The sequence below is a fragment of the Allobosea spartocytisi genome, assembly GCF_014764685.1.
GTDB lineage: Bacteria > Pseudomonadota > Alphaproteobacteria > Rhizobiales > Beijerinckiaceae > Allobosea > Allobosea spartocytisi.
On sequence record NZ_JACXWY010000011.1, the window covers coordinates 89,612 to 115,656 of the forward strand.

Here is a 26,045-nt window from a genome sequence, read left to right on the forward strand (position 1 = left end):
CGATAAATCATACTATTTTTCATGCGCGCCTTGCATGGTCGGGGCGCGACCGACCGCGCGGGCTTGCATCGCAGCGCCCTTTCCGGCGAAGACTGTGGCCCAAGGCCGCTGGCAAGCAGGCCGCCGGAAACGATCACGCCCGAGGCCATCATGACCCTCCATGTCGCCCCCGCCTTCGCCCGAATCGGCGAGGAGAACGCCTTCGCCGTGCTGGCACGGGCGACGGAACTGCAGCGGCAGGGCAAGGACATCATCAATCTCGGCATCGGCCAGCCCGATTTCGCGACGCCGGAGCATATCGTCGAGGCGGCGGTGAAGGCGCTGCGCGACGGCCATCACGGCTACACCCCCGCGAACGGCATCCTGCCGCTGCGCGAGGCCGTCGCCGCCGATCTGCACAAGCGCTTTTCCGTGGAGGTCTCGCCGGAGAACGTGATGATCGTGCCCGGCGGCAAGGTCACCATGTTCATGGCGATCCTGATGTTCGGCGAGCCCGGCGCGGAAATTCTGTATCCGGACCCCGGCTTCCCGATCTACCGCTCAATGATCGAGTACACCGGCGCGACGCCGATCCCGGTGCCGGTCCGTGAGGAGAACGGCTTCGCCTTCTCCGCCGAGGAGACGCTCTCGCTGATCACGCCGAGGACGCGCCTGCTCATCGTCAATTCGCCGGCCAACCCGACCGGCGGCGTCACGCCCAAGAGCGAGGTCGACAAGCTCGTCGCAGGCCTGGCGAAGTTTCCCGACGTCGCGATCATGTCGGACGAGATCTACGACCAGATGGTCTATGACGGCGAAAGCCACGTCTGCCTGCTGTCATATCCCGAGATCCGCGACCGGCTGATCCTGCTCAACGGCTGGTCGAAGACCTACGCCATGACCGGCTGGCGGCTGGGCTACTCGGTCTGGCCGAAGCCGCTCTACGACAACGCCCGCAAGCTCGCGATCAACTCGCATTCCTGCGTCAACGCCCCCGCGCAATGGGCGGGGCTGGCGGCGCTGACCGGCCCGCAGGATGCCGTCCACGCCATGATGGCCGAGTTCGACAGGCGCCGGAAGGCGGTGGTGAAGGGGCTGAACGGCCTGCCCGGCGTCTCCTGCGCCGTACCGAAGGGCGCCTTCTACGCCTTCCCGAACGTCTCCAGGACCGGCTGGAAAGCGAAGAAGCTCGCCTCCGCCCTGCTGGAGGATGCCGGCGTTGCCACGATCGGCGGCCCGGATTTCGGCGTCCATGGCGAGGGCTATATCCGCCTCTCCTATGCCAACTCGCTGGAGAACATCGAGAAGGCGCTGGAGCGGATGCGCGCTTTCCTCGAAAGCCGGCAGGTGGCCTGAGCATGATAACCTGCCATCTGCGCTATATCGTCGATCCCTATCAGCTTCCGGCCTTCGAGGCCTATGGCAAGCTCTGGATCCGGCTCGTCGAGAAGTTCGGCGGCGTGCATCACGGCTATTTCATGCCGTCGGAAGGAACCTCCAATGTCGCGCTGGCGATGTTCAGTTTCCCGTCGCTCGCAGCCTATGAAGAGTATCGCGAGCGCGCAGCCACGGACCCGGAATGTCAGGCCGCCTTCGCGATGAACGAAAAGGACCGCTTCATCGTCAGCTATGAGCGCTCCTTCTTCCGGCCGGTTTTCGAGGATGACCGCGGCGCGTCCCGCGCTCCCTCGGAACGCCGGACGAACGCCGTGACCGCATGAGCTATCTCTACCTGGCCATCGCCATCGTCAGCGAGGTGATCGGCACCTCGGCGCTGAAGGCCTCGAACGAGTTCACGCGGCTGTTGCCGTCGCTGATCACCCTCGCGGCCTTCTTCTGCGCGTTTTATTTCCTGTCGCTGTGCCTGCGGACCATCCCCGTCGGCATCGCCTATGCGATCTGGTCGGGCGTCGGGATCGTGCTGATCAGCCTGATCGCGCTGGTGCTTTTCGACCAGAAGCTCGACCTGCCCGCGCTCGGCGGCATGGCACTGATCGTCGCCGGTGTCATGGTGATCAACCTGTTCTCGAAATCGGCGGCGCATTGAAGGCTTGCTGCCGGGCGTCATTCTCGGGCGAAGCACAGCTTCGACCCGAGAATCTCATGACGGGAAGGCTCTTGTTTCAGAGATGCTGGGGTCAAGCCCGAGCATGACGGCAGATCCCCGTCAGTTCCGCGCCGCGCTCGCCGTCACGCCCGGATCGACCTTGAAGCTCGACGCCTCGATCACCGCCGTGCCAATCATCGTCTTCACCGAGATGCGCACCGGCACCATCACATCGGTGCCCGCCACGGGCGCGAGCCAGGTGGTGATATCCTTGTTCTCGGCCATGAACTTGGTGCTGGGCCGGAGCGCCCGGTGGCCGGCGATGGGGACATAGCGCGCCTGGCAAATCGAGACCGGCCCGCTATAGCCGTCGAGCTTGACGTGGCGGGTGCCCGCGCTCGAGAGCTTGATGTCGTAGCGCGCCGCGCCGTCGAAGATCGGCAGGGTGCGGTTGCAGGCGTCCTTGCCCTTGCCGTTGACCGGCATGATGAAAGCGCTGAGCGGGTCGACGATGTTGCGCTTGTTGCCATCGGTCAGCGGCACGCGATCCGGCTTCTCGTCGATCGGCGGCTCGATGTCGATGCCGGCGACGCTGTTGTCGGCGAGCGCCATCCGCACGGTGCGGCTCTCGCTGGAGTTGGCCGCGCTCACCGCGAAGGTCTTGGGCGAGAGCTTGCCGCCGACGAGCGCCCCCGTCGCGGCGCCCGAGCCGCGGCCGCCGGTCACCCCGCCGACCACGCCGGTCAGCTTGGCGACGAGGTCGAGCTTGTAGTTGGCGCCGTCGATGCTGCCGCTCAGGCCGGCCTTGCCGAAGGTGATGCCGAGCAGCGAGACATCGTATCTGGCGTCGAGCGACGCCGCCTCCACCGCCGCGGTGGCGAAAGAGATCGAGAGGATCAGACCTGCCAGGGACGATGCGACGGCGGGCTTCATCCAGTTCCTCCGGAGCGGCGCGATCATGCCGCGACATGCATTGTGAATCGGTCCGAATCGTGACCGCAGCGCCACCCTCGGGCAGCTTTCCGATGAAAGCATCCGGCCCGGCGCTTTACGATCCCTTAACGCTGATGGATTGCCATCGCGGTGCTTGGAGTTTTTCTTGACGTGGCTCACAGCCTTGGCTATGGAACCGCCAACTCAATTTGACTTCCGGTGCTCGATGGCCGGCACGTCGCGTGTCGGCATTTTTATTTGAGCGAACCGGGGATGCAAGGAACGATTGCCATGGCCCGCCGTTGCGAACTGACCGGGAAAGCCACCCAGAGCGGCCACCTCGTCAGCCACTCGAACCGCAAGACGAAGACCGTCTTCCGCCCGAACCTCGTCAATGTAACGCTGCAGTCGGACGCGCTCGGTCGTTCGGTGCGCCTGCGCATCTCGGCCAACGCCCTGCGTTCGGTCGAGCATCGCGGCGGCCTCGACGCCTTCCTGCTCAAGGCTGCGGCCGACGACCTCTCGGTCGGCGCTCTCGGCCTGAAGCGCGACCTCGAGAAGAAGCTCGCCGCCAACTGAGCGGGTTTTCATCTCGGGTTTGAACGAAGCGGCCGCAAGGCCGCTTTTTTCGTTGGCGAATGAGGCGTCATTCTCGGGCGAAGCGTAGCGCAGACCCGAGAATCTCGAGACAGGAAGGCATCGGAACTTCATTCGGCAAGAGATGGTCGGGTCAAGCCCGACCATGACGCCCACTATGCGACCAGCTCGAATTCCAGCAGCAGCGTGCGCTGCAGGATCGAGAAATTATCGTCCGAGATCAGGGTGAGAATCGTCCGCCCCTGATCCAGATGGACAGAGAGCCCTTCCATATTGTCGATCTCGAAACCGAGATCGGCCTCGATCAGGTAGGGCCCGTCGAGCAGCGCGCCGGGCTTGAGGTCGCGCCCGGCGATTCGCCGGATCCGCATGCCGACGCCACGCCACGGCCTGTACCAGCGCTCCAGCACCAGCATGTCGCCGGAGGGCAGGAAGGCGAGATCGGTGATGTCGTAGCCGTCATGGCGCACGACCTTGAACAGCCCCGGCCGGCCGGGGCTCAGGATCACCCCCAGCGTCGGCTCGTTCTCGCGGCCGGAGCGCTCGGCGATCGCGACCACGGTGCCGGCAAGCGGCCCCGCCGGCACCACGCCGACCGCCTCCAGGCTGCGGTTGCTCGGCAGGCGCTTGACCTCGGGCGGCACCGGCAGCGAGCGCGCCCGCGCCTCGACGCCCTCCCCGGCCCAGTCGAAGCGCAGCACCTCATGCGTGCGCTCGACGCCGACATAGGCGACGCCACCGGCAATCGCGAGGCTCTCCGTATCGAAAGAGCGCGTGCGCGCCAGCGGCCGCCCCGAGGCGCCGAGGATAGGTGCCATCTCGGCGCTCCCCAGCCCGACCAGCCGCCCAGCGTCCGAGGCGACCTTCGCCGTCAGCCAATAGCCGCGATCACTGACCGAAACGAGTTCGCGCCCGTCGACGGAACGCCACAGCCCAGAGAAGCCGCCGAAGCGCGGATGGCTGCAGGACAGCACGAGCCCGCCGCGAAACTGCAAGGCGCCGAAGCGCCGCTTCTCAGGGCTGCGCGGCTCGAAGGCGGCGATGCGCCGCGCGCCGATCTCGACGGAAAAGCGATTCTGCTCGATCGCTTGCGCCGCCGGTGGCAGCGCGAGCGAACCCAGCCCTGCCAGCAGGCCGCGACGGCTGAGGCGCATCAGTGCAGGCGGCGCGAGCCGGAAGCGGATCCGGAAGCCGGGCCATCTTCCTCGAACAGCTCGGCGAGCTTCTCGGTCATGACGCCGCCGAGCTCCTCGGCATCGACGATGGTGACGGCGCGGCGGTAATAGCGCGTGACGTCATGGCCGATGCCGATGGCGATCAGCTCGACCGGCGAGCGCGTCTCGATCTCGGCGATGACATGGCGCAGATGCCGCTCCAGATAGTTGCCGGCATTGACCGACAGCGTGGAATCATCGACCGGCGCGCCGTCCGAGATCACCATCAGGATCTTGCGCTGCTCGGGCCGGCCGAGCAGGCGCTTATGTGCCCAGTCCAGCGCCTCGCCGTCGATATTCTCCTTGAGCAGCCCCTCGCGCATCATCAGGCCGAGATTCTTGCGGGCGCGGCGCCAGGGCGCGTCGGCGGCCTTGTAGATGATGTGCCTGAGATCGTTCAGGCGGCCCGGATTGGCCGGCTTGCCCGATTGCAGCCAGGCCTCGCGCGAAAGCCCGCCCTTCCAGGCGCGCGTGGTGAAGCCGAGCAACTCGACCTTGACGCCGCAGCGCTCCAGCGTCCGCGCCAGGATGTCGGCGCAGGTCGCCGCGACCGTGATCGGCCGGCCGCGCATCGAGCCGGAATTGTCGATCAGCAGCGTGACGACCGTGTCGCGGAAATTCACATCCGATTCCTGCCGGAAAGACAGCGGCTGGAACGGGTCGATGATGATGCGCGGCAGGCGGGCCGGGTCGAGCGCACCTTCCTCCAGGTCGAACTGCCAGGAACGGTTCTGCTGCGCCATCAGGCGGCGCTGCAGCCGGTTTGCAAGCCTCGCGACGACGCCCTGCAGATGCGCGAGCTGCTTGTCGAGATAGGCGCGCAGGCGGGTCAGCTCCTCGGCGTCGCAGAGCTCCTCGGCCGTGACGACCTCGTCGAACTTGACCGTATAGGCCTTGTAGTCCGTCGCCAGGCGGCCGTCATTCTTGCCTTCGCGCGGGCGTGGCGCCTCGCCGGCCTCCTCGGATTCGGAGTTCTCGTCCTCCTCCTCCCAGTCGCCCGCCGGCGCGTCGGATGATTCGGAGGCGCCCTCCTGCAATTCCTCGGTCGCGTCCTCGCTGACCTCGACCTCGGAGCGGTCGGAGCCGCTCTCCTGGTCGGACTCGCCTTCCTGCTGCTGCTGATCCTCGGAGGACTGATCCTGATTGTCCTCGTCCTCCTCGGATTCGTCGCCCTGCGCGCTCTGGTCGGCCATGTCGAGCGCCGCCAGCATGTCTCGCACCGTGCGGGCGAAGCCGCGCTGGTCCTCGATGGTCTTCGACAGCCGGTCGAGATCGTCCCCGGCCTTGGCCTCGATCTGCTCGCGCCAGAGCTCGACGATCTTTTCGGCCGCCTTGGGCGGCTTCAGCCCCGTCAGCCGCTCGCGCACCATGAGCGCCACCGCATCCTCGAGCGGCGCATCGGCCCGGTCGGTGATCTCCTCATAGCGCCCGCCACGGTGATAGCGGTCCTCCAGCATCGCCGAGATGTTGCCGGCCATGCCGGACATGCGCCGCGCGCCGATGCACTCGACCCGCGCCTGCTCGACCGCGTCGAAGACGGCGCGCGCCGCATCGCCCTCCGGCGCGGCGCGGCGATGGATCGCAGCATCATGGCAGGCGAGACGCAGCGCCATCGAATCGGCGTGCCCGCGCAGCACCGCGACATCGCCCGCCGTCAGCTTGCGCGGCGGCTCGGGCAGGCGTGCCCGCTCGCCGACCAGAGAAGGCTTGTCGGCGGCGAAGACGATTTCCATCTCCGGCTTGCGCGCGATGGCCTTCATCGCACCGGAAATCGCCCGCTTGAGCGGCTCGGCCGGGGCTTCCTTCGGCGTTCCGGGCTTGCGGTTCGAGATGCTCATAGCGCCTTCGTGAAATGATGCAGCGTTTGACCGGCCACCGGATAGTTCTCCATCCGACCGCACTCGCGATAGCCCAGCTTGGGGTAGAAATCAGGAGCCTGGATGCTCATCGTCGAGAGATAGACGCCACGTGCGCCATAATCCCTCGCCCGCTGCTCGGCCTCGGCCATGATGGCCGCGCCCTGTCCCGCACCGCGCTGGCTTTCGTCGATCCAGAACAGGTCGACATGGAGCCATTCCCACTTCAGCTCGCCGACCAGCCCACCGAGGATCGCGCCATCCGCATCGCGCAGGCTGATCGTCAGCGGCTTGCCGTTGCGCGGGCCGACCCTCGACTGGTTATGGGCGCTCAGGCCGCGCAACACCGCGGCACGCGTCTCGTCCTGCTCGGGCTCGACCGTGATCGCGACCATCGCTCCCCCTAGCGCGAGCGCCCGTCATAGGCCGTCGGCGACAATTCGGTCGGCTCGACGCCGACGAGGCAGCGCACATTCACCGCGACCATCGGCGTGCCGTCGGGCCCATTCGCCTTGGCGAAGGATTCGATGCCACAGGTCTCGCAGAACAGATGCTGGATCTTCTGCGTGTGGAAGCGGTACTCGGTCAGCGCATCCTCGCCCTTGGTCAGGGCAAATGAGCTCGCGGGCGAGAACGCGAGAATCGAGCCACGGCGCTGGCAGTAGGAGCAGTTGCAGGTGAGCGTCTGCCCGAGATCAGCTTCGACCTCGTAGGCGACCCGCCCGCAGTGGCAGCTTCCCTGATACTGCGCCATGGCTCGTATCCTCTCGTTAGCTGAGGACCACGTTCGCCGCGCTCTCCGGCAGTTCCTTGCCGAAGGAGCGCTGGAAGAACTCGGCCACCAGCGTGCGCTCCATCTCGTCGCACTTGTTCAGGAAGGTGACGCGGAAGGCGAAGCCAATATCGCCGAAGATCGCCGCGTTCTCGGCCCAGGTGATGACGGTACGCGGGCTCATCACGGTCGAGAGATCGCCGTTCATGAAGGCGTTGCGGGTGAGATCGGCGACGCGGACCATCTTGTTGACGATGTCCTTGCCCTCCGGGCTCTTCTGGTAGTGCTTCGACTTGGCGAGCACGATCGCGACCTCGTTGTCATGAGGCAGGTAGTTCAGCGTGGTCACGATCGACCAGCGGTCCATCTGGCCCTGGTTGATCTGCTGCGTGCCGTGATAGAGGCCGGACGTGTCGCCGAGGCCGACCGTGTTGGCGGTGGCGAACAGCCGGAATGCCCCATGCGGGCGGATGACGCGCTTCTGGTCGAGCAGGGTGAGCTTGCCGGACTGCTCCAGCACGCGCTGGATCACGAACATCACATCCGGGCGGCCGGCATCGTACTCGTCGAAGACGAGCGCGATGTTGTTCTGCAGCGCCCAGGGCAGGATGCCGTCCTGGAACTCCGTGATCTGCTTGCCCTCCTTCAGCACGATCGCGTCCTTGCCGACGAGGTCGAGGCGCGAGACGTGGCTGTCGAGGTTGACGCGCACGCAGGGCCAGTTCAGCCGGGCGGCGACCTGCTCGATATGGGTCGACTTGCCGGTGCCGTGATAGCCCGAGATCATGACGCGTCGGTTATGCGCGAAGCCGGCCAGGATCGCGATGGTGGTGTCGCGATCAAAACGGTAATCCGGGTCGAAATCCGGCACATGCGGATCGGCTACCGAAAAGGCCGGCACCTCGAGGTCTGTGTCGATCCCGAAGGTCTGCCGCACCGACAGCTTCATGTCGGGCAATCCGGGCGCGGTCGTCGTCGTCATCATCGTGTCTCCGGGCGCAGGGCCTTGACCGGAAGTTGCCGGTTACCCAGTGCCGACCGAGGAGGGAGGCGGATCATCCCTCATTAGAGCGAAAGACCGGAAGCGGCAATTCGCAAAGCTGCACCCCAGCCCTCGCAAGGGGCATGCCGGCTCAGTGTCCCGGACATCTCAACGTCGCTCCCGCAGCAGCCGTTTCACCGCCGCGACGGCACGTCCTCCGTCATCGGGCCGAAACCCGCCGGCCGGAACGGGGCGCCCGATCTGCGTCTCGACGGCGCAAGCCAGCCCCTCGGCTGTCAATGGCTCGGCGCCCGACAGCCGCAGGCACAGGGCAAGCCCCGCCCGTTCCAGCGCCTCGGCCCGGACAGCCTGCTCCGTCTCCGCCCCCGCATCGAAAGGCACGACGATGGCCGGCCGCCGGGCCGCGATCAGATCGAGCACAGTGTTGTAGCCGGCCTGGCTGATCGAGACGGCACAGCGGGCGAGCAGGGCCGGGAAATCAGGCCGAGCCCGCTCGACGATAGCATTGTCAGGTGCCGAGGCCGCAAGCTGCCGGAACGCCTCCTCCGCCACGCTGCGCCCGACGAGAATGCGCCAGCGCCGCACAGCCGGCCCGAACCGCGCTGCAGCCAGAGTCAGCTCGAACAGCGGCACGGCCGCCGCCGAACCGCCACCGGAGACGACGATTTCGCCCCTCCCCTCCAGGCCTTCATCCTGAGGAGCCATTTCGCCGGAGATGGCGTTTCGAAGGATGCTTGGAGCAGGCTTCGGCTTGTCCGCGAGATAGCCCGTGTAGCGCAGCTTGGCCCTGAGCCCGGCATCGACCGGCCAGGATCGGTCCAGCGGCAGGAAATCGTCCTCACCATGGACCAGCACGGCATCGAACAGCCCTGCGATTCGCTCATGCGCCTCGGCGATGCGCGTGGGCTTGGGCGTCACCAGCACGTCCCGCACCGAGGCCAGCACCAGAGCAGCCGGGTTCGCCGCCTTCGCGGCCGCAATCGCAGCCAGGAAGTCCTCAGCCAATTGCCGCCGGCCGAAGGGGAAATGCTCGGTGATGACGACGTCCGGCCGCAAACGCGTCGCCAGCGCTCCCAGCATGGCGATGCGCGCGGCCATCCGCCCGGCCTCGACTGGCCGCCCCGCCTCATCGAGCAAGCTGCGGAAATCGACGCCCTCGGTCCTGACCGGCGGCAATTGCACGAAGGCGAAGGGCTCCGCCTCCATCGACCGCAGCGTCATGCCGCCGCTGGCGAGCGTCACCGCGAAGCCGCCGCGCACCAGCGCCCGGGCCAGATGCGCCGCCCGCACCAGATGCCCGCTGCCGAGCAGATGCGTGACGACGATCAGGACCGTGCCGCTCATGCGCCCTCGCCCGACGAAGCCCGCAGCATGCCGGCGATCCGGTCGAGTCCAGCCGCCGCCGAGAAGGATGTCGTCAATCGCAGGAAAGCGGCCTCCCCCAGTACCGCGCGCTTCTCCGGCGAGCCGGCGAGCTCGGCCAGCGCCATCGCCAATCCATCGACATCGCCGGGCGGCACGAGCAGCCCTTCGACGCCCGGCCGCACGAATTCGGGAATGCCGGCGAAATCGGTCGCGACGATCGGCAGCTTCTGGCTCGCCGCCTCCATCACGACATTGGGCAGGCCGTCGCGGTCGCCATCTCCCGCCTGTTTGGAAGGCAGCACGAAGATGTCCGCCTCCTGCAAGGCGGCGATCACCTCGCCTTGCGCCTTCGGCCCCGCCCAGACGATCCGGTCCGCGAGGCCAAGCGCCTGCGCCTGTTGCTTGAGCGCCTTCAGCATCTCGCCGCCGCCGATATGGGTCAGCCGCCACTGCAGCAGGCGGGGCAGCCGTGCCAGCGCGTTCAGCAGATCGTCGAAGCCTTTCTTGGCGACGGCGCGCCCGACCGTGACGAAACGCACCGGATCGGCCGCATCCGATCCATCACGCAGCGAACGGGCGACGGGCGCTGGAAAGCGCGTGAGCTCGAGCCCGTGATAGACCAATGCGACCTTGCCGGGCGGATCGGAGAGCCGCTCCAGCTCGCCATGCCCATCCTGCGTGCAGGTGACGCCCCAGGCGGCATCAGCGATCTTCTCGCGCTTTTCCCAGTCGGGCGTCGTCCAGATATCCTTGGCATGGGCGGAGAAGGACCAGCTCAGGCCGCGAAGCATCGCCGCGTAGCGGATGACCGAGGCCGGCGTGTGCAGGTAGTGCACATGCAGATGCCGGATATCGGCGGGCAATTCCCGCGCCATGACGCAGGCCTGGCCAAAGCGGCGCCAGCGGTTGCGCGTGCGGTCGCGGGCGAGATCGCGCAGGAAGACCGGCAGCAGCCGCACCAGCCCCCGCCGCAGCAGCGCGGCAAGGATGCCGCGCGCCACGCGCGCCCACTCGTCATGCAGATATTCCGGCAGATAGCGCAGCGGCGCCGTGATCTGCTTGTGCATCAGGTGCCGGTCCGCATCGGTCGGGTGGCGCAGCGACCAGATCTCGAAGGCAACATCGCGCTGCTGCAATCCCAGCAGTTCCTGCGCGATGAAGGTTTCCGACAGGCGTGGATAACCTTTCATCGCGATCGCGATGCGCGGCGGAGCAGAACGGCTCATCGCCGGCCGATCAGCATGAAGCGGGTGTAGTTCTTCGTCGGCCGCGCTCCGGCGAAGCAGATCTCCGCCAATCCCGCCTGCTCGCGAAAGGCGTCGAGCGAAGGCACGCAGCTGCGGTGGTCGGGCTCCCGATAATAGTCGTTCGACTGCAGCAGCAGCGGCAGCCCGGCCGGCAAGCTTGCAAGCCAGCCCGGCACGTCGTCGAGATGCTCGCAGCTCGTGTTGACGACGAGTCCCGGTGCCGGCGAAAGCGCGGCGAAATCCAGCTCCGTCATGTCGGCGGTCACGGCCCGGAAGCGGCCGGTGGCGACATGGCGATGGTTCAGCGTCTCGGCCACCGGCGCGCAGGTGGGATCAATGTCGAGGCTGACGACCTGCCCGATATCGAGCCGGTCGTCGTCGAGCAGCAGCGCGCCGAGCACGCCATACCAGGCGCCAAGCACCCAGACCGGGCCATCGGGCCGCGGCAAGGTCTCGGCCAGTGCCTCGACCAGCCACTGCTTCGAGGCGATCTGCTTGTGGTTGCAGGCGATCGAGAGGTCGGGCGGCGCGCCCTTGCCGTAGAGCCGGGCGATGTCGCCGACGATACGGTTGCCCGACAGGGCCGCCATGCCCTTCAGCAGGTCGTGGAAAGCCTCGACGGGCGGTTCTGGCGTCATGGTTCATTCGGATAGGATGAGGGCGGGCGGACCATAGAGGCGGTCATGACCCATGGATAGGGGGCGCGAAAGCCCGAGCCGGCAGGCTCAGGGCGCGGGCGGCTTCGGGGGCGCAGCGTCGGAAGCCCCCTCCGGTCCTGCCTCTGCGACCGCAGCCACCTCGCCGCCGGCCGTGGCGCCCGACGGGGCCGCCGCAACGGCCGCGCTCTCCCGCTTGCGCTTGGCGATCTCGGGCGCACTGGCGAAGCCATAGGCGATGAGGGGCTTCTCGCGCCCCTTGATCGCGATCTTGAGAGCGGTCGTGCCGGCATAGCTGCGCCCGCTCGCCCGGATGGTGTCCTCCGAGACGACGACATCGGAGAGCACCCGGCGCGTCGCCGATTCGAGCTGGCTCGCGATCATCACCGTCTCGCCGACCGTGATCTCGCGCCGGCCGAGATTGTCGTTCCCGACTGCGCCGGTGATGGCGTTGCCGGTATGGATGCCGATGCCGATCCTGAGCGGCAAAGGCAGCGCGGCGCCGAACTCGCGGTTGAGCGCCTCGACGGCGCGCACGATGTCGGCCGCGGCCGCGATCGCCGCCTGCGCGGCCCTGGCCTGCGAGCCCTCCAGGCCGAACACCGCCATGAAGCCGTCGCCATAGAAGGCGTCGATGCGCCCCTCATGGGCGGTGATCGCCTGGCCCATCTCGTCGAAGAAGCGATTCAGCAGGCCGATGAGCTCCTGCGGCAATTGCCGTTCCGACAGGGCGGAGAAGGCCCTGAGATCCGCCACCACCACGGTCAGGTCGCGCTTGCCCATGGCCGCGTCGGGCTCGAGGCCGCGCCCCGGCGCGGCGTTGAGGCGCGAGGCGAGCAGGATCTGGACCTGGAGATCGTCGCGCGGCCGGATCTGGCATGCCAACCTGACGCGATCGGGCGCCGAGATTCGCCGCAACAGCTTGGCCTCGTTGGCCGTCGGCGGCGGCAGGGTGTCCGCGCCGTCGATCACCAGGACGCGGCAGGTGGCGCAGCGCGCCCTGCCGCCGCAGAGCGCCGCATGGGGAATGCCGAAACGGCGGAACATCTCCAGCACGGTCGGGCCCGGAGCCAATCGCCGCGTGCCGTGCCCGACGAAGCGCATCGTGATCTGCCGCGTGGTCCGCACCCTGATCTCGCGCGCGCCGACGAACAGCACGAAAGAGCCGACCAGGCCGTAGAACAGCCCCTTCGCCCAGGTCACGTTGAAGTCGAACATCGACTCCTGCGCCTGGCTGATCCGCTCGGGCGGCAGCGCCATCTGCAGCGCCTCGCGTGCGCCGACCGCGAAGCCGATCAGCGCCAGCAGCGGCACCAGGATCGCCGCCAGCAGGAAGACGTCGCGCCAGTGCCGGTAACTGTCCCGCGAGCGCAGCAGGAAATGGATGCCGATCATCCCATGCGTCCAGACCAGCAGAAGCAGGAGGGACTGCGACAGGGCCAGGCGCGGCCACAGCCGCCGCAGCATCGAATGATAGCTCTCGTCGACCTGGAAATAGGCCCCCATCACCCGCGTGCTGATGATGTGATCGACGAGCAGCAGCGGGATCGCGAGGCCGAGCGCGATCTGGAGCATCTCCCGGACCGGCATCTTGAAGGTGCGGCGCTGCGCGACCCGCACCAGTGCGAAGAGCGGATGGACGATGAAAGAACCGTAGAGCGCCACCGTGCCGGGCCAGGTGTGCCAGAACCAGTAGCGCCAGTTCTGCACCGCCTCCATGGCCTGCAGCCCGAAGATGCCGACGGCGTGATTGATGAAATGCGTGGTCGCGAAAGCCAGCAGGATCAGCCCGGAAACCAGGCGGATGTCGCGGCTCCAGGACGATACCTGCTGCATGCCGGCGTCCATGGCTGCCCGCCTGGCGCCGGCGATCTGTGGCAAACTCATACGCTGGCCTGCTTCATAAAACCGGTTCGTCCTCGTGCAGCAGGACGTTTGCCAGGCGCGCCACGCGGTCGGCCAGATCCCGGCAGATGGCAAGGCTGAACTCCGGCACGGTCTGCAGCAGCTCGAAGAACAGATCCTTCGGGATCCGCAGGGCCAGCACGTCGGAGCCGGCCGTGACCTTGCCGAGGAAGCGCTTGCCGCTCAGCAGCGAGACGTCGCCGATGATGCTGCCCGCCTCCTTCTGGAAGCGGCGGCCGCCGCCGTCCTCGCGCTTCTGCGAGAACTCAACTTCACCCCGGAGGATGACATAGACCCCGTCGGGCCGGTCCTGGTCGCGGACGAGCAACGTTCCGGCGGGAAAGCTCAGCCGCTCGCCCATCAGCGCCACGAGCTTGAGGCGGGACGGCGGCAGCTCGCGGAACAGCGGCAGTTCACGCAGGCAGGCGATATCGGTTTCGAGCGTCATGACCGTACCTCCATCCGCTGGACGTCCTCGAAGCGAGGCGGCTGCCGGCCGGCATCGTTCGCCGCCTCCGGCAAGGCTCCGGCCTCGACCGAGCCGGTCGAGCCGTGGAAGACCACCCGCAACGGAACGTCCTCGACCAGATTAGCATCTCCCACAAGAAGAAACAGCGTCATGCCGCTACAATAGCCGCGCAGGCGGGCGACGATGCCGGCGGGATCGTCCGATATCGCCAAAAGCCCGGTGACGTCGAGTACCGCGATCTGCGGCGCCTTGATCAGGGCCTGCATCAGCGGGATCGCCTGGCGCAGCCGCGCCGGCAGGTAACGCCCCCGGATGCCGCTTTCCGTGTCGAGCCCCAGGCGATAGAGCGCGCCCTCGAGCCCGGCGCGCGACAGCGCCCGATGAACCACATCGGCGACCTTGCGCTCGGCATCGACCACCCCGTAGCCGATGCGGCCGAACAGCAGGTTGTCGCGCACGCTGGCGCCGAACATCACCTTGTCGGGGTCGTAGAAATCGACATCGTCCACCGCATTGGCCGGCAGATGCTTGCGGAAGCTGGCGCGGGCCCGCAGGATCCGCCTTTGCAGGCGCTGGTCGATCAGGTTCAGCCTGTGCTTGGGCTCGATATAGCCGAGTGCAAGCGCGACGAGATCGCGCTCGCTCTCCTGATCGAGCGGCGAGCGCATGTCCTGCTTCGCCAGGATATCCGAAAGCTCGCCCAGCCGCTCCAGCTCGAAATTGGCCCCGAAGGAATAGCGCTCGAACAGCGCATGGCCCTGCGGCAGTCCTGCGAAGATTTCGACCACGGTCGCGACGATCCGCGCCCCGATCTCCGCCAGCGGCTCGATCAAGGCCTCCGCCTTCAGGATCGCATGGGCATAGGGCTCGAACAGCAAGGTCGCATTGTCGAAGCGCGGCGTCGTCCGCGTCCCGAAGATCAGGTTTTCCGCCACGCTCGCATTGGCGTTGTAGCGATCGGCGACGAAGGGCTCGATCAGCTCGCCGAGATCGGTGCGCGCGAGCTCGTGGGCGACCGCGCGACGCGCCTCGATCAGGCGCTGCGTCCCCTCCTCGCTGAGCGGCGGCATCACCTTGCCGCCGAGGCCGAGGCTGTAGACGTCCTCGGTGCAGCCCAGCACGTCGAGGAGCTCGCGCACGCGCTTGGCGAGCGCGCCCCGGTCGCCCAGGCCCGCGCCGTCATAGTCGGTCCAGTCCGCCTCGAAGGGAAAGGGTGAATTGCCCGAGCGTATCGCCTCGACGAAGTGGCGATGCTCGGCCGGCGTGACCGCCCCCGCCGGCTTCAGGGTCGGGCGGTGACGCTGCAGCGGCAGCAGGATGTTGTCGCGCATCGACCCCGCGATGATCTCGGCCTCGTCGCCGGCATAGCCGATAATGTGGCTCGCACGCTCGACCGACATGGTCGCGAGCGGCTCCCCGTCGATCAGGACGCGGCCGGTATAGTTGGTAGCCTGGCGGCCGAGGATGCGCCCGAGCACATCCTTGCCGCCGCCATGGGGCCCGACGACCGCGACGATGCCGGGGCGTGGCACGCCGAAGGAGAGCGGCGTCAGCAGCGGCTGGCCGCGATTGTCGAGCAATTGCAGCGCCTCGACCTGGACCTCGCCGGTCGCCGGCAGCGGCGCCACCGCCTTCTCCTCGTCGAGCACCAGCGTGTCGTCGCTGTTGAACTGCGAGATGACCTGATCGTATTTGATGGTGACGTCGTTGCGCTGCTGATCCCAGTCGATCAGTTCCTTGATCGGCGGTGGCAGGTCGCGATAGGCGGCGATCACGGCGACGAGCTGGCCGATGTCGAGCCGCCCCTGCAACGCGAAATAGCCGCCGATCGCGTAGAAGAAGAACGGCGTGACCTGAGCCAGCAGGTTGTTCAGGAACTTGACCGCGAATTTGCGCTTGTAGAGCGCGTAGCGGATGTCGAAGAGACGCCCGAGCCGCCCGGCGATGTCGGACTGGACATAGGCCGTCGCGCCATGCGCCTGGATCATCGGCCCGGCATCGACGATCTCGCCGATGCGCCCGGCGAGCTGGCGCGAGACGATCTGCCGCTGGCGCCCGAGCCGAAGCTGCTCGCGCCGCAGGATCGGGATGATGATCGCCTGCGCCAGAACGATCAGCAGCGCGATCGAGCCCAGCCAGAAGCTCTGCGCCATGATGAAGACGAGCGCCGTCAGTGCCTGGCTGAGCAGGAAGACCGGCTGGATGAAGGCGTCGCCGACGAAGCTGCCGACCGGCTCGACCTCGTCCTTGATCATGCTCGCGATCTCGGCCGGTTTGACCGCCCGGATATCCTCCGGCCGGAAGCGCATGAGCTGGCTGAAGAGGTCGTAGCGCATGCGCCGCAGCATGCGCTCGCCGAGGATGCCCTTGCGCACGTTGATGACATATTTGAAGGCGCCGTTGATCAGGACGAGCAGCAGGAAATAGCTGGAAAGCCCGATCAGCAGGCCGAGCTGCCCGACCTGGAAGCCCTCGAACAGCTTGATGCTGGCGCCGCCCAGCCAGGACGGCAGGCGCAGCGTGAGGTCCATCAGGGTCGCGGTGGTGTGGCCGCCCTTGAAGGCGCCGCCCTGGATCGCGTCGTTGACGATGCGCTTGGGAACGTCGAACGAAGCCCAGTTGAACGGGATCGACACGAGGATGATCGCCAGGACGACGATCTGCTCGCCGCGACTCTTCTGCCAGATGTAGCGGAAAAGGTTGGGCTCCAAAGGAGACGATCCTGTTCGGCGCGGACACGCGCCCGATTGTATTATGCCCCGCAGACCGCACCCCGCGGGTGTCCATATATGGTTAGTACGCGGTGCTGTACAATGTGCGTCGGTTAGCGGCGAAAGCGTGGATCGGCGACGGGGCCGGTCGCATGCGGGGGGATATATGGGCGATCTTGCCGTCAGGCATCGGCTCGGGCGCGCGGCGTTGCTGTCGCTGCTCCTGCTCTCGGCGGCGCAGCCCGCTGCGACGACACCCCCGACCGATCCGGCCGACCTCGTCCTGACCGATGGCTTCGAGCAGCACGGTTTCGCGCCCGAAGGCGGCCTTTTCTACAAGGACAACCCCGAACAGCGTGGCGGGCAGGTTGTTTTCGGCACGCGCTCGCCCTTGCGCGGGCGGGGCGAGCTGACCCTGACGGCGATGCCGTCCTGCGATCCGCGCGCCAGGGCTTGCAGCGAGCGCGCCGAAGTCTGGGAGCGCCCGGAGGTTCTCGCCCCCTACTCGCGGACCGTCTGGTACGGCTTCGCCATGCGGCTGAACGATCCGCTGCCGCAGGATGATCGCAGATATGTGATGGCGCAGTGGAAGCGCGAGATCCTGCGCGACGCGCAGGGCGATTTCTCGCCCTTCCTGGCCCTGCGGCTCTACCGGGGCCGTCTCGGCTTCACCGTCGAGACCGACCTGGTCGAATCCTATCCGATCGGCGGCCCGCAGCGCCCGCAAGGCTGCCTGCCCGGAGAGGCGCGCGTGCTCAGCCGACCGCAGGTCCACCAGACCCGCGCGCTGGTCGCCATCGAGAGCGGCTCGGTGCCAGAGGAATACCCCTCCTATTTCGGCGCCTGCGCCCCCGGAATCCGGGTGACGCGCCATGCCGACCTGCCCGCGGCCCAGAAAGGCTGGATCGATTTCGTGGTCCGCTCGCAGCCCGGCCCGTCCGGCGACGGCCATATCGAGATTCTGGCCGACGGCATCCCGATCGTCACGGTCAAAGGTCACATCGGGCACGCGGCACCGGGCCTCGACCGTAATCAATATTTCAAATTCGGTCCCTATCGCGCTCCGAACGTACAGCCCTGGAGCATCAGCTACGACGATTTCCGCCGCGGCCCGCGTTGCAGCGATGTCATCCGCGCCGGCCAATGTCCGTCCGAGTGATCCGGCTTGCCGAAAGCCATTGGCAAGACGGAACTTTCGACGTCTAGTGACGTCAGGTGAGGGTAAGGACCTCCCGAGGGGAAGTACAAGTTCGGTTCATGGACATTCTTCGCGTCAGCGATCTGCGTATCGGTTTCACGGTCCACGGCCTCGCCCGCGACGTGGTGAAGGGCGTCGGCCTGCGTGTTCCTGCCGGCAAGACGGTCGCGCTGGTCGGCGAATCCGGCTCGGGCAAATCGGTGATCTCGCAGGCGATCATGGGGCTGCTGCCGCGCGCGGGCTCCGTCACCGGCGGCGAGATCCTGTTCCGCGACCCGCTCGCGCCCGACGCCGTGATCGACATCGCCGCCCTGCCGCGGGAAGGCCCGGGCATCCGCGCACTGCGCGGCGGCCGCATCGGCATGATCTTTCAGGAGCCGATGTCCTCGCTCTCGCCGGTCCACACCATCGGCAACCAGATCGAGGAAGCCCTGCTCCTGCATCGGCCGATGCCGAAGGCGCAGGCGCGCGAGCTGATCGAGGCGATGCTCAAGCGCGTCGGCTTCAAGAACCCGCATCGCGCCTCCGGGCTCTACCCCTTCGAATTGTCCGGCGGCCTGCGCCAGCGTGCCATGCTGGCGATGGCGCTGATCTGCCAGCCGGCGCTGCTCATCGCCGACGAGCCGACCACCGCGCTCGACGTCACCATCCAGGCCCAGGTCCTCGACCTGATGCGCGATCTCCAGACCGAGATGGGCATGGCGATCCTGCTGATCACCCACGATCTCGGCGTCGTCGCCAACATGGCCGACGAGGTCGTCGTCATCTTCCACGGCGAGATCATGGAGCGCGGCCAGGTCGAGGACATCTTCAGGCGCCCGCGCCACCCCTATCTGAAGGCGCTGCTGAAAGCCTCGCCGCATTTCGACATGCAGGAGGGCGAGCGGCTCGTGGCCCTGCGCGAGGCACGGGCCCGCCCGCCCGCCGCGGCGAAGCCAGCGCCCGCGCCGGCCGCCGATGCGGCTCCGCTCCTGCGCGTGCGCAACCTGCACAAGACCTATGTCACCGGCTCGCGCGGCTTCTTCGGCAAGGGCAGCCTTTCCGTCGTCAAGGCGGTCAACGATGTCGGCTTCGATATCCGCCGTGGCGAATGCCTCGGCCTCGTCGGCGAGAGCGGCTGCGGCAAGACCACCGTCAGCAAGATCGTCATGCGCGCCGTCACCGCCGATTCCGGCGAGGTGATCTTCGATGACGGCCATCGGCGGACCGATGTGCTGGCGCTCGAGGGCGAGGCGCTGCGCGCTTTCCGCCCGCGCGTCCAGATGATCTTCCAGGACCCGGTCTCGTCGCTCTCGCCGCGCATGACCGTGAAGAGCATCCTGCGCGAGCCGCTGGTCATCCACGAGCGCGGCGAGGCGCCCGGACAGGCCGAGCGGGTCAAGGCGCTGATGCAGGATGTCGGCCTCGATACCCGCTTCCTCAACCGCTATCCGCATTCCTTCTCCGGCGGACAGCGCCAGCGCATCGGCATCGCCCGCGCGCTCGCGCTCGATCCCGACCTCATCATCTGCGACGAGCCGGTCTCGGCGCTCGACGTCTCAGTCCAGGCGCAGATCCTCAACCTGCTGAAGGACCTGCAGGCCGAGCGCGGCCTGACCTTCCTATTCATCTCGCACAACCTCGCCGTCGTGAACTATATGGCCGACCGCATCGCGGTGATGGCCAACGGCCGCATCGTCGAGCTCGCGCCGCGCCACACGCTGTTCACCCGGCCCGTCCATCCCTACACCAAGGCGCTGCTGCGCTCGGTGCCCTTCGCCGATCTCGACCGCAAGCTCGACTTCAAGCTGGCCGCGCCCGGCGGCGCCTCGGACGATAGCGGCTGGGGCAGCGCCTTCAAGCACGGGGCCGACGACCGCGAGCTTACGCATCTGGCCCTCGGCGGCGGCCATTATGTGCTGGCGCGGCCGAATGCCGATGTGAAGGAGCTGGTGTCGTGACGAAGCTCCGCCTTCCTCCGACGCGCCGCTCGGCGCTGCTTCTGGGAACGGCCACCGCCGCCGGCCTCGGCCTACCGCGCGCCTTGCGCGCCGCGCCCGAGCAGCCTCCCGTCCAGCCTTCCTCTGCCCAGGCTCCCGCCGCCCAGACCCCTGCCGCGATCGACAGCCCGTTCTTCGCCGACCGCGTGGCGGCCGGCGCGCTGCCCCCGGTCGGCGACCGGATTCCGGACGTTCCGCGCGTCATCGACATGGCGAGCCTCGGGCGCAAGGCCGGCCGGCACCGTGGCAATATTCGTCTGCTGATGGGCGACCAGCGCGACCTGCGCATGATGACGCTCTATGGCTATACGCGCCTGGTCGTCTACGACGACAAGCTCGAGCTCGTCCCCGACGTGCTGGAGAGCTTCAACGTCGATGAGGGGCGCATCTTCACGCTGCGCCTGCGGCCCGGGCATTGCTGGTCGGACGGATCACCGCTGACGAGCGAGGATTTCCGCTACTGGTGGGAGGATGTCGCCAACAACAAGCGCCTGTCGCCGGGCGGGCCGCCTCAGGCGCTGTTCTCGGCGGGCGAGCCACCGGTCTTCGAGATCGTGAGCGAGACCGAGGTCCGCTATAGCTGGAAGGCGCCCAACCCGATCTTCCTACCGGCTCTGGCCGCCGCCCAGCCGACCTATATCTTCATGCCCTCGCAATATCTGCGGCAATTCCACGAGCGCCACGCGCTGAAGCAGGAGCTCGCCGCAAAGATCAAGGAGAACCGGGTTCGCGACTGGGGCGCCCTGCATGAGCGCAACTCCCGCATGTACCGGCCCGAGAACCCCAAGCTTCCGACCCTCGAGCCTTGGCGCAACACCACGCCCCTGCCCGCCGAGCAGTTCGTTTTCGAGCGCAACGCCTATTTCCACCGCATCGACGAGAACGGCCGGCAACTGCCCTATGCCGACGAGGTGACGATGACGATCGGGACGAGCGCGCTCATCCCGGCCAAGGCCGCGGCCGGCGAGGCCGACCTGCAGGTGCGCTACATCCGCTTCGACAACTACACCTTCCTCAAGGAAGCCTCGAAGCGGATGAATTTCGAGGTCAAGCTCTGGAAACGGGCCGAGGGCGCCTATTTCGCGCTGCTGCCCAATCTCAACGCCATCGACCCCGTCTGGCGCGACCTCAACCGCGACGTCCGCTACCGGCGGGCGATCTCGGTCGCGATCAGCCGGACCGACGTCAACAAGGTGATCTTCTTCGGCCTCGCCCGCGAAAGCGGCAACACGGCCCTGCCGGAAAGCCCGCTCTACGACCCGGCCCTCGCCTCGCTCTGGATCCAGCACGATCCCGGCCTCGCCAACCAGCTCCTCGACGAGATCGGCCTGACCAAGCGGGACGATGACGGCGTGCGCCTCCTGCCCGACGGGAGACGGCTCGAATTCACCATCGAGACCGCCGGCGAGAACACCGAGGAAACCGACATCCTCGACCTGCTGAAGCAGAACTTCCTCGATGTCGGCATCAAGATCTATCCGCGCTCGAGCCAGCGTGACGTCTTCCGGCGCCGCATCGTCGCCGGGCAGACCATCATGTCGGCCTGGGCCGGCATGGACAACGCGCTGGTCACGCCGGAGATGGAGCCCGACGCGCTCGCCCCGACCTCCACCGCCCAGTTCCAGTGGCCGCGCTGGGGCCAGTTCATCGAGACCAACGGCCGCGAGGGCGAGCGCCCGTCGCTCCCCGAGGCGAACGAGCTCGTCAGGCTCTACAACGAATGGCGGATGAGCGTGACGACGGCGCAGCGCCGCGAAATCTGGCAGAAGATGCTGCGGATCAACGCCGAGCAGCTCTTCACCATCGGCGTCATCAACAGCACGCTGCAGCCCATCGTGGTGTCGCGCGACCTCAACAACGTTCCCGATCACGGGCTTTACAGCTTCGAGCCCGGGGCCTTCCTCGGCCGCTACATGCCAGACACCTTCTGGTTTCGTAGAAAGAAAGACGGCGAGGGCTGAGCGGTGCTCTTTCGCTACATCTTCAAGCGCATCCTGATCATGATCCCGACGCTGCTGGTCACCAGCGCGCTGATCTTCACCGTGATCAACCTGCCCGAAGGCGATTATTTCGAGACCCTCGCCGCCGAGATGCAGGCGCAGGGCGAGAAGGCCGATATGAGCCGCATCGAGTTCCTGAAGAAGGAGTACGGCTTCGACAGGCCCCCGGTGGAGCGCTATGCCTGGTGGGTCGCGGGCCTGCTCCACGGCGATATGGGCTATTCCTTCGAATACCAGCGCCCGGTGCGGGAGATCGTCGGCGACCGGCTCCTGCTGACGATGATCGTCTCCTTCGCCACGATCCTGTTCACCTGGATCGTCGCCTTCCCGATCGGGATCTATTCCGCGACGCATCAATATAGCTGGGGCGATTACGGCCTGACATTCCTCGGCCTGATCGGACTTGCCGTGCCGCACTTCCTGCTGGCGCTCGTCTTCATGTACTTCGCCAATCTCTGGTTCGGCCTCTCGATCGGCGGCCTCGTCGATCCGCAATATCTCAACCAGCCGATAAGCTGGGCGAAGCTCCGATCGGTGCTGGAACATCTCTGGATCCCGGTCATCATCATCGGTGCCGGCGGCACCGCGGGCATGATCCGGGCGCTGCGCGCCAACCTGCTCGACGAATTGCAGAAGCAGTACTACACCACCGCCCGCGCCAAGGGCCTGCCGCCGGGCAAGGCGCTGCGCAAATACCCGTTGCGCATGTCGCTCAACTTCTTCATCTCCGATATCGGCGACATCCTGCCCTCGATCGTCTCGGGCGCCGAGGTCGTGGCGATCGTGCTGTCGCTGCAGACGACGGGCCCGCTGTTGATCCGCGCCCTGCAGAGCCAGGACATGTATCTCGCCGGCTCCTTCCTGATGTTCCTCTCCTTCCTCACCGTGATCGGCGTGCTGATCTCGGACATCGCGCTGGCCATCCTCGATCCGCGCATTCGCTTGCAGGGGGCTGCAACGAAGTGACCGCGAACTCGCTCAAGGATCTGCCGCCCGAGGGCGCGCCGCTGCCGCATGCGGTCTCGACGGCCCCGTTCGAGCCCTATGCCACCGAGGAGATGACCGCCGAGCAGGAGCGGGTCTATCTCGCTTCGCAATGGCAGTTGATGTGGTGGAAGTTCCGCAAGCACAGGCTCGCGGTGATCTCGGCCGTCCTCATCTTCGTGATCTATGCGATGGCGGCCTTCGCCGAGTTCCTTGCGCCCTATCACTACAGCACGCGCAACACGGATTTCATCCGCGCGCCCGGCCAGCAGGTCCGCCTCTTCCACGAGGGCGCGTTCATCGGCCCCTTCGTCTATCCCTTCAAGCTCCATCTCAACATGGAGAACCTGAAGCGCGAATATGCGGAGGATCGCGAACGGCCGGAGAAGCTGCGCTTCTTCTGCCGTGGCGACGGCTACAGCTTCTGGGGGCTCGTGCCGGGCAATCTGCACCTCGTCTGCCCGCCGGAGGGCGGCACCTTCTTCTGGCTCGGCTCGGACCGGCTCGGCCGCGACATGCTCTCCCGCATCCTCTATGGCGGGCGGATCTCGCTCTCGATCGGCCTGATCGGCGTCAGCATCTCCTTCGTGCTCGGCGTCATCATCGGCGGCATCGCCGGCTACTATGGCGGCCGGGTCGACCTCGTCGTCCAGCGCATCATCGAGATCGTGCAGTCGCTGCCGCATATCCCGCTCTGGCTGGCGCTGGCCTCGATCATGCCGCCGTCCTGGAGCCCGGTGGTGGTCTATTTCGGCATCACCGTGATCCTCGGCCTGATGGACTGGACGGGGCTCGCCCGCTCGGTGCGCTCCAAGCTGCTCTCTCTGCGCGAGGAGGATTATGTCGTTGCCGCCCAGCTCATGGGCGCGCGGCCGCGGCGCATCATCGCGCTGCATCTGGTGCCGGGCTTCATGAGCCATCTCATCGCCTCGGCGACGATCACCATCCCCCGCACCATCCTCGGCGAAACGGCGCTCTCCTTCCTCGGCCTGGGCTTGCGGCCCCCGATCACGAGCTGGGGCGTGATGCTGAACGAGGCACAGAACATCAATGTGGTGGCGCTCTATCCCTGGCTGCTCTATCCGGTCATCCCGGTGATCGTGATCATCCTTGCCTTCAACTTCCTCGGCGACGGCCTGCGCGACGCGGCCGATCCTTATCGCTGAGACATCGCCACGCCGCCTGCGAACCGACTTTGCGCATCGCTTTCCACACTCCGCTCAACCTGTACGACGATGACGGCGTCTCCGGCGACCGCCGCATGGCGCGCCAGCTCGTCGCGGCCCTGCGCTCGCTCGGCCATGTCGTCGAGCCGGTGAAGGCGGGACGGGGCTATCTGGCCGATTCAGACGCGACCGCCCTCGCCCGGCTCGAAGCCGACGCCGCCGGATTGCGCGAGCACCTGCTCACCTCCTGGCGGGACGGGGCGGCCGAGCCCCCCGATCTCTGGTTCACCTACCACAACTACTATCGCGCCCCGGACCTGCTCGGCCCGGAGATCGCGGCCGCGCTCGGCATCCCCTATGTCACGGCCGAAGCAAGCGACGCCGCGCAGCGCGCCCAGGGCGAATGGGCGCGCCACACGGCGCTCGTGCGCCATGGACTCGAGGCCGCCGACACGCATTTCTTCTTCACCGACCGCGACCGGCAAGGGCTCGAGCCCTGGCGCCAGGAAGGGACCGCGCTCCTGCCGCTGCCGCCCTTCGTCGCCTTCGACCGCGGGCCGCCCCGGCACATCGCCCGCAGCGGCGCGCCGCGCCTCGTGACCATCGCGATGATGCGCGAGGGCACCAAGCTGAACAGCTATCTCGCGCTTGCCCGCATTCTCGAACGCATCCGCGACGAGGACTGGAGCCTCAGCGTCATCGGCGACGGGCGCAAGCGCGGCGAGATCGAACGGGCTTTCGCCGGCTTGCCCGCCGGGCGCATCGCCTGGCTCGGCTTGCTGGACCGCGAACGGGCGCTGGCCGAGCTCGCGGCTCATGACGTCTTCGTCTGGCCGGGCATGCGCGAGGCTTACGGGCTGGTCTATCTCGAAGCGCAGGCGACAGGACTGCCCGTCGTCGCCTTCGACAGCGGCGGCGTCTCGACCACCGTCGAGGCCGGGAAAACCGCCCTGCTGGTGCCGGAAGGCGACGAGGCCGCCTTCGCCGCCACGCTCTCGGCCCTGTTGCGCGACGGCGCCGGGCGCGCTGCCATGGGGGCGCAGGCGCGTCGCTTCGTGCTGACCGAGCGCACCACGGAGCGGGCCGCCGAAAGGCTGGCGGCGGGCCTCGTCATCGCCTGCCGCAACCGCAGCCTGAAGCGCCGCGCCGCGACCGGAAGGGAGGCTCCATGAGCGCCGCCCTCTGGTCTCCCCTCATCGAGGAACTCGACCACTGGCACGCCGCCGGCCGGAAGCTTCGGCTCTGGCTGCGCGATGACGACGCCGTCGGCCCCAGCGCCGCGCTCGACCGGCTCGCAACCTGTGCCGAGCGCTTTCATGTGCCGGTCCTGCTTGCCGTCATCCCCATGCTGGCGGAAACCGCCCTTGCCGGGAGCCTGCGCGACAGCCCGGCGCTCCTGCCCTGCCAGCACGGCTGCTGGCATCGCAACCATTCCCCCGCCGGGGCGAAGAAATCCGAATTCGGGCCGGATCGCCCGCCAGAGGCTGTCGATACCGAGATCGTGAAAGCCTCGTTGCGCCTGCGCGACGTGCTGGGCGAGGCCGTCCTGCCGGTCTTCGTGCCGCCCTGGAACCGCATCGATCCGGGCCATGCCGCCCGCCTGCCGGAGCTCGGCTTCACGGCGCTGTCCTGCTTCCGCGATCATCGCAACGGCCCCGATGGCGGGCCTCAACTCCTCAACACCCATATCGACGTGATGGACTGGCATGGCGGGCGCATCGGCCGGAATCCCGCCGGATTGATCGCCGAAATCGCGGATCTGCTGATGGAATGGCGCGGGCGGCCGCAAGGGCCCGACACACTCGGCCTCCTCCTGCACCATCGCGATCACGACGAAACCGCCTGGGCTTTTCTCAGCGACCTGCTTGCGCTGGCGGACAGCCACTCTGCCGTCGCGCTCGCCGATCCGCGCAGCCTGATAGGCCGGGGCGGCACGGCATGAAAAAAGCGGCATCTCCCTCGGT

23 protein-coding genes are annotated in these 26,045 nt (G+C 67.3%); 11 read left to right on the forward strand and 12 right to left on the reverse strand.

Translation table 11 applies throughout. The features are described 5' to 3' along the window. The first annotated feature begins 150 nt into the window (after nucleotides 1-150). From IED13_RS17695 to IED13_RS17705, 3 genes are read left to right on the forward strand one after another with little or no spacing between them, the layout of a single operon-like run. Nucleotides 151-1,335 (forward strand): pyridoxal phosphate-dependent aminotransferase, encoded by a 1,185-nt coding sequence (locus IED13_RS17695; RefSeq protein WP_191124935.1) that lies wholly within the window; start codon nucleotides 151-153, stop codon nucleotides 1,333-1,335. Between the two features lie 2 nt (nucleotides 1,336-1,337). Further along, on the forward strand, nucleotides 1,338-1,700 hold the full coding sequence (locus IED13_RS17700) for an NIPSNAP family protein (protein ID WP_133564782.1): 363 nt from the start codon (nucleotides 1,338-1,340) through the stop codon (nucleotides 1,698-1,700). Next, on the forward strand, nucleotides 1,697-2,026 hold the full coding sequence (locus IED13_RS17705; RefSeq protein WP_191124936.1) for a DMT family transporter: 330 nt from the start codon (nucleotides 1,697-1,699) through the stop codon (nucleotides 2,024-2,026). The genes IED13_RS17700 and IED13_RS17705 overlap by 4 nt, the downstream gene beginning before the upstream one ends. Before the next feature lie 120 nt (nucleotides 2,027-2,146). Here the strand turns inward: IED13_RS17705 and IED13_RS17710 are convergent, their stop codons facing one another. Beyond that, on the reverse strand, nucleotides 2,147-2,959 hold the full coding sequence (locus tag IED13_RS17710; protein WP_038364412.1) for a DUF3108 domain-containing protein: 813 nt from the start codon (nucleotides 2,957-2,959) through the stop codon (nucleotides 2,147-2,149). A 291-nt stretch (nucleotides 2,960-3,250) separates the two neighbouring features. Here IED13_RS17710 and rpmB point away from each other — a divergent pair, with 291 nt between their 5' ends. Then, nucleotides 3,251-3,538 (forward strand): 50S ribosomal protein L28, encoded by a 288-nt coding sequence (gene rpmB / locus IED13_RS17715; protein WP_038363751.1) that lies wholly within the window; start codon nucleotides 3,251-3,253, stop codon nucleotides 3,536-3,538. Between the two features lie 173 nt (nucleotides 3,539-3,711). Here rpmB and IED13_RS17720 read toward each other — a convergent pair whose 3' ends face one another. The 11 genes from IED13_RS17720 to IED13_RS17770 form a co-directional block, all read right to left on the reverse strand. Continuing rightward, complete coding sequence (locus IED13_RS17720) at nucleotides 3,712-4,710, reverse strand: esterase-like activity of phytase family protein (protein WP_191124937.1); 999 nt, start codon at nucleotides 4,708-4,710, stop codon at nucleotides 3,712-3,714. Further along, nucleotides 4,710-6,608 (reverse strand): cobaltochelatase subunit CobT, encoded by a 1,899-nt coding sequence (gene cobT / locus IED13_RS17725; RefSeq protein WP_113254935.1) that lies wholly within the window; start codon nucleotides 6,606-6,608, stop codon nucleotides 4,710-4,712. The genes IED13_RS17720 and cobT overlap by 1 nt, the downstream gene beginning before the upstream one ends. Next, on the reverse strand, nucleotides 6,605-7,021 hold the full coding sequence (locus IED13_RS17730; protein ID WP_038363747.1) for a GNAT family N-acetyltransferase: 417 nt from the start codon (nucleotides 7,019-7,021) through the stop codon (nucleotides 6,605-6,607). The genes cobT and IED13_RS17730 overlap by 4 nt, the downstream gene beginning before the upstream one ends. Nucleotides 7,022-7,029: 8 nt before the next feature. After that, nucleotides 7,030-7,380, reverse strand: coding sequence for a GFA family protein (locus IED13_RS17735; protein WP_038363746.1), 351 nt, complete (start codon nucleotides 7,378-7,380; stop codon nucleotides 7,030-7,032). Nucleotides 7,381-7,396: 16 nt separating this feature from the next. Then, nucleotides 7,397-8,380, reverse strand: a complete 984-nt coding sequence (cobS, locus tag IED13_RS17740; RefSeq protein WP_185747962.1) for a cobaltochelatase subunit CobS — start codon at nucleotides 8,378-8,380, stop codon at nucleotides 7,397-7,399. Between the two features lie 168 nt (nucleotides 8,381-8,548). Beyond that, nucleotides 8,549-9,745, reverse strand: coding sequence for a glycosyltransferase family protein (locus IED13_RS17745; RefSeq protein ID WP_191124938.1), 1,197 nt, complete (start codon nucleotides 9,743-9,745; stop codon nucleotides 8,549-8,551). Next, nucleotides 9,742-10,992 carry a glycosyltransferase family 4 protein gene (locus IED13_RS17750; RefSeq protein WP_191124939.1) on the reverse strand — a complete coding sequence of 417 codons (1,251 nt, stop codon included), beginning with the start codon at nucleotides 10,990-10,992 and terminating at the stop codon, nucleotides 9,742-9,744. Before IED13_RS17750 ends, IED13_RS17745 begins: the two co-directional genes overlap by 4 nt. Then, nucleotides 10,989-11,651 carry a hypothetical protein gene (locus tag IED13_RS17755; RefSeq protein ID WP_038363740.1) on the reverse strand — a complete coding sequence of 221 codons (663 nt, stop codon included), beginning with the start codon at nucleotides 11,649-11,651 and terminating at the stop codon, nucleotides 10,989-10,991. The genes IED13_RS17750 and IED13_RS17755 overlap by 4 nt, the downstream gene beginning before the upstream one ends. Nucleotides 11,652-11,738: 87 nt before the next feature. Beyond that, entirely contained in the window at nucleotides 11,739-13,556 is a 1,818-nt protein-coding gene (locus IED13_RS17760; protein ID WP_210323655.1) for an adenylate/guanylate cyclase domain-containing protein, read from the reverse strand. Between the two features lie 13 nt (nucleotides 13,557-13,569). After that, entirely contained in the window at nucleotides 13,570-14,022 is a 453-nt protein-coding gene (locus IED13_RS17765; protein ID WP_038363736.1) for a Crp/Fnr family transcriptional regulator, read from the reverse strand. Next, nucleotides 14,019-16,754 carry an ABC transporter transmembrane domain-containing protein gene (locus tag IED13_RS17770; protein WP_191124941.1) on the reverse strand — a complete coding sequence of 912 codons (2,736 nt, stop codon included), beginning with the start codon at nucleotides 16,752-16,754 and terminating at the stop codon, nucleotides 14,019-14,021. Before IED13_RS17770 ends, IED13_RS17765 begins: the two co-directional genes overlap by 4 nt. Nucleotides 16,755-16,920: 166 nt before the next feature. Here IED13_RS17770 and IED13_RS17775 point away from each other — a divergent pair, with 166 nt between their 5' ends. The 7 genes from IED13_RS17775 (at nucleotide 16,921) to IED13_RS17805 (ending at nucleotide 26,023) form a co-directional block, all read left to right on the forward strand. Beyond that, nucleotides 16,921-17,913 (forward strand): heparin lyase I family protein, encoded by a 993-nt coding sequence (locus tag IED13_RS17775; protein ID WP_191124942.1) that lies wholly within the window; start codon nucleotides 16,921-16,923, stop codon nucleotides 17,911-17,913. A 98-nt stretch (nucleotides 17,914-18,011) separates the two neighbouring features. Next, a complete protein-coding gene (locus tag IED13_RS17780; protein WP_191124943.1) occupies nucleotides 18,012-19,892 on the forward strand; it encodes an ABC transporter ATP-binding protein in 1,881 nt (626 codons plus the stop codon). Between the two features lie 83 nt (nucleotides 19,893-19,975). Next, nucleotides 19,976-21,892: an ABC transporter substrate-binding protein gene (locus IED13_RS17785; protein ID WP_404801897.1), complete on the forward strand. Its 1,917-nt coding sequence runs from the start codon at nucleotides 19,976-19,978 to the stop codon at nucleotides 21,890-21,892. A gap of 39 nt (nucleotides 21,893-21,931) precedes the next feature. Continuing rightward, the gene (locus tag IED13_RS17790) at nucleotides 21,932-22,897 is read left to right on the forward strand and encodes an ABC transporter permease (protein WP_191124987.1); all 966 of its coding nucleotides are present in this window, start codon (nucleotides 21,932-21,934) and stop codon (nucleotides 22,895-22,897) included. Further along, entirely contained in the window at nucleotides 22,894-24,081 is a 1,188-nt protein-coding gene (locus tag IED13_RS17795) for an ABC transporter permease (RefSeq protein ID WP_248311181.1), read from the forward strand. The genes IED13_RS17790 and IED13_RS17795 overlap by 4 nt, the downstream gene beginning before the upstream one ends. 29 nt (nucleotides 24,082-24,110) lie before the next feature. Next, the gene (locus IED13_RS17800) at nucleotides 24,111-25,253 is read left to right on the forward strand and encodes a glycosyltransferase family 4 protein (protein ID WP_191124945.1); all 1,143 of its coding nucleotides are present in this window, start codon (nucleotides 24,111-24,113) and stop codon (nucleotides 25,251-25,253) included. After that, complete coding sequence (locus IED13_RS17805; protein WP_191124946.1) at nucleotides 25,250-26,023, forward strand: polysaccharide deacetylase family protein; 774 nt, start codon at nucleotides 25,250-25,252, stop codon at nucleotides 26,021-26,023. Before IED13_RS17800 ends, IED13_RS17805 begins: the two co-directional genes overlap by 4 nt. Nucleotides 26,024-26,045: the final 22 nt, after the last annotated feature.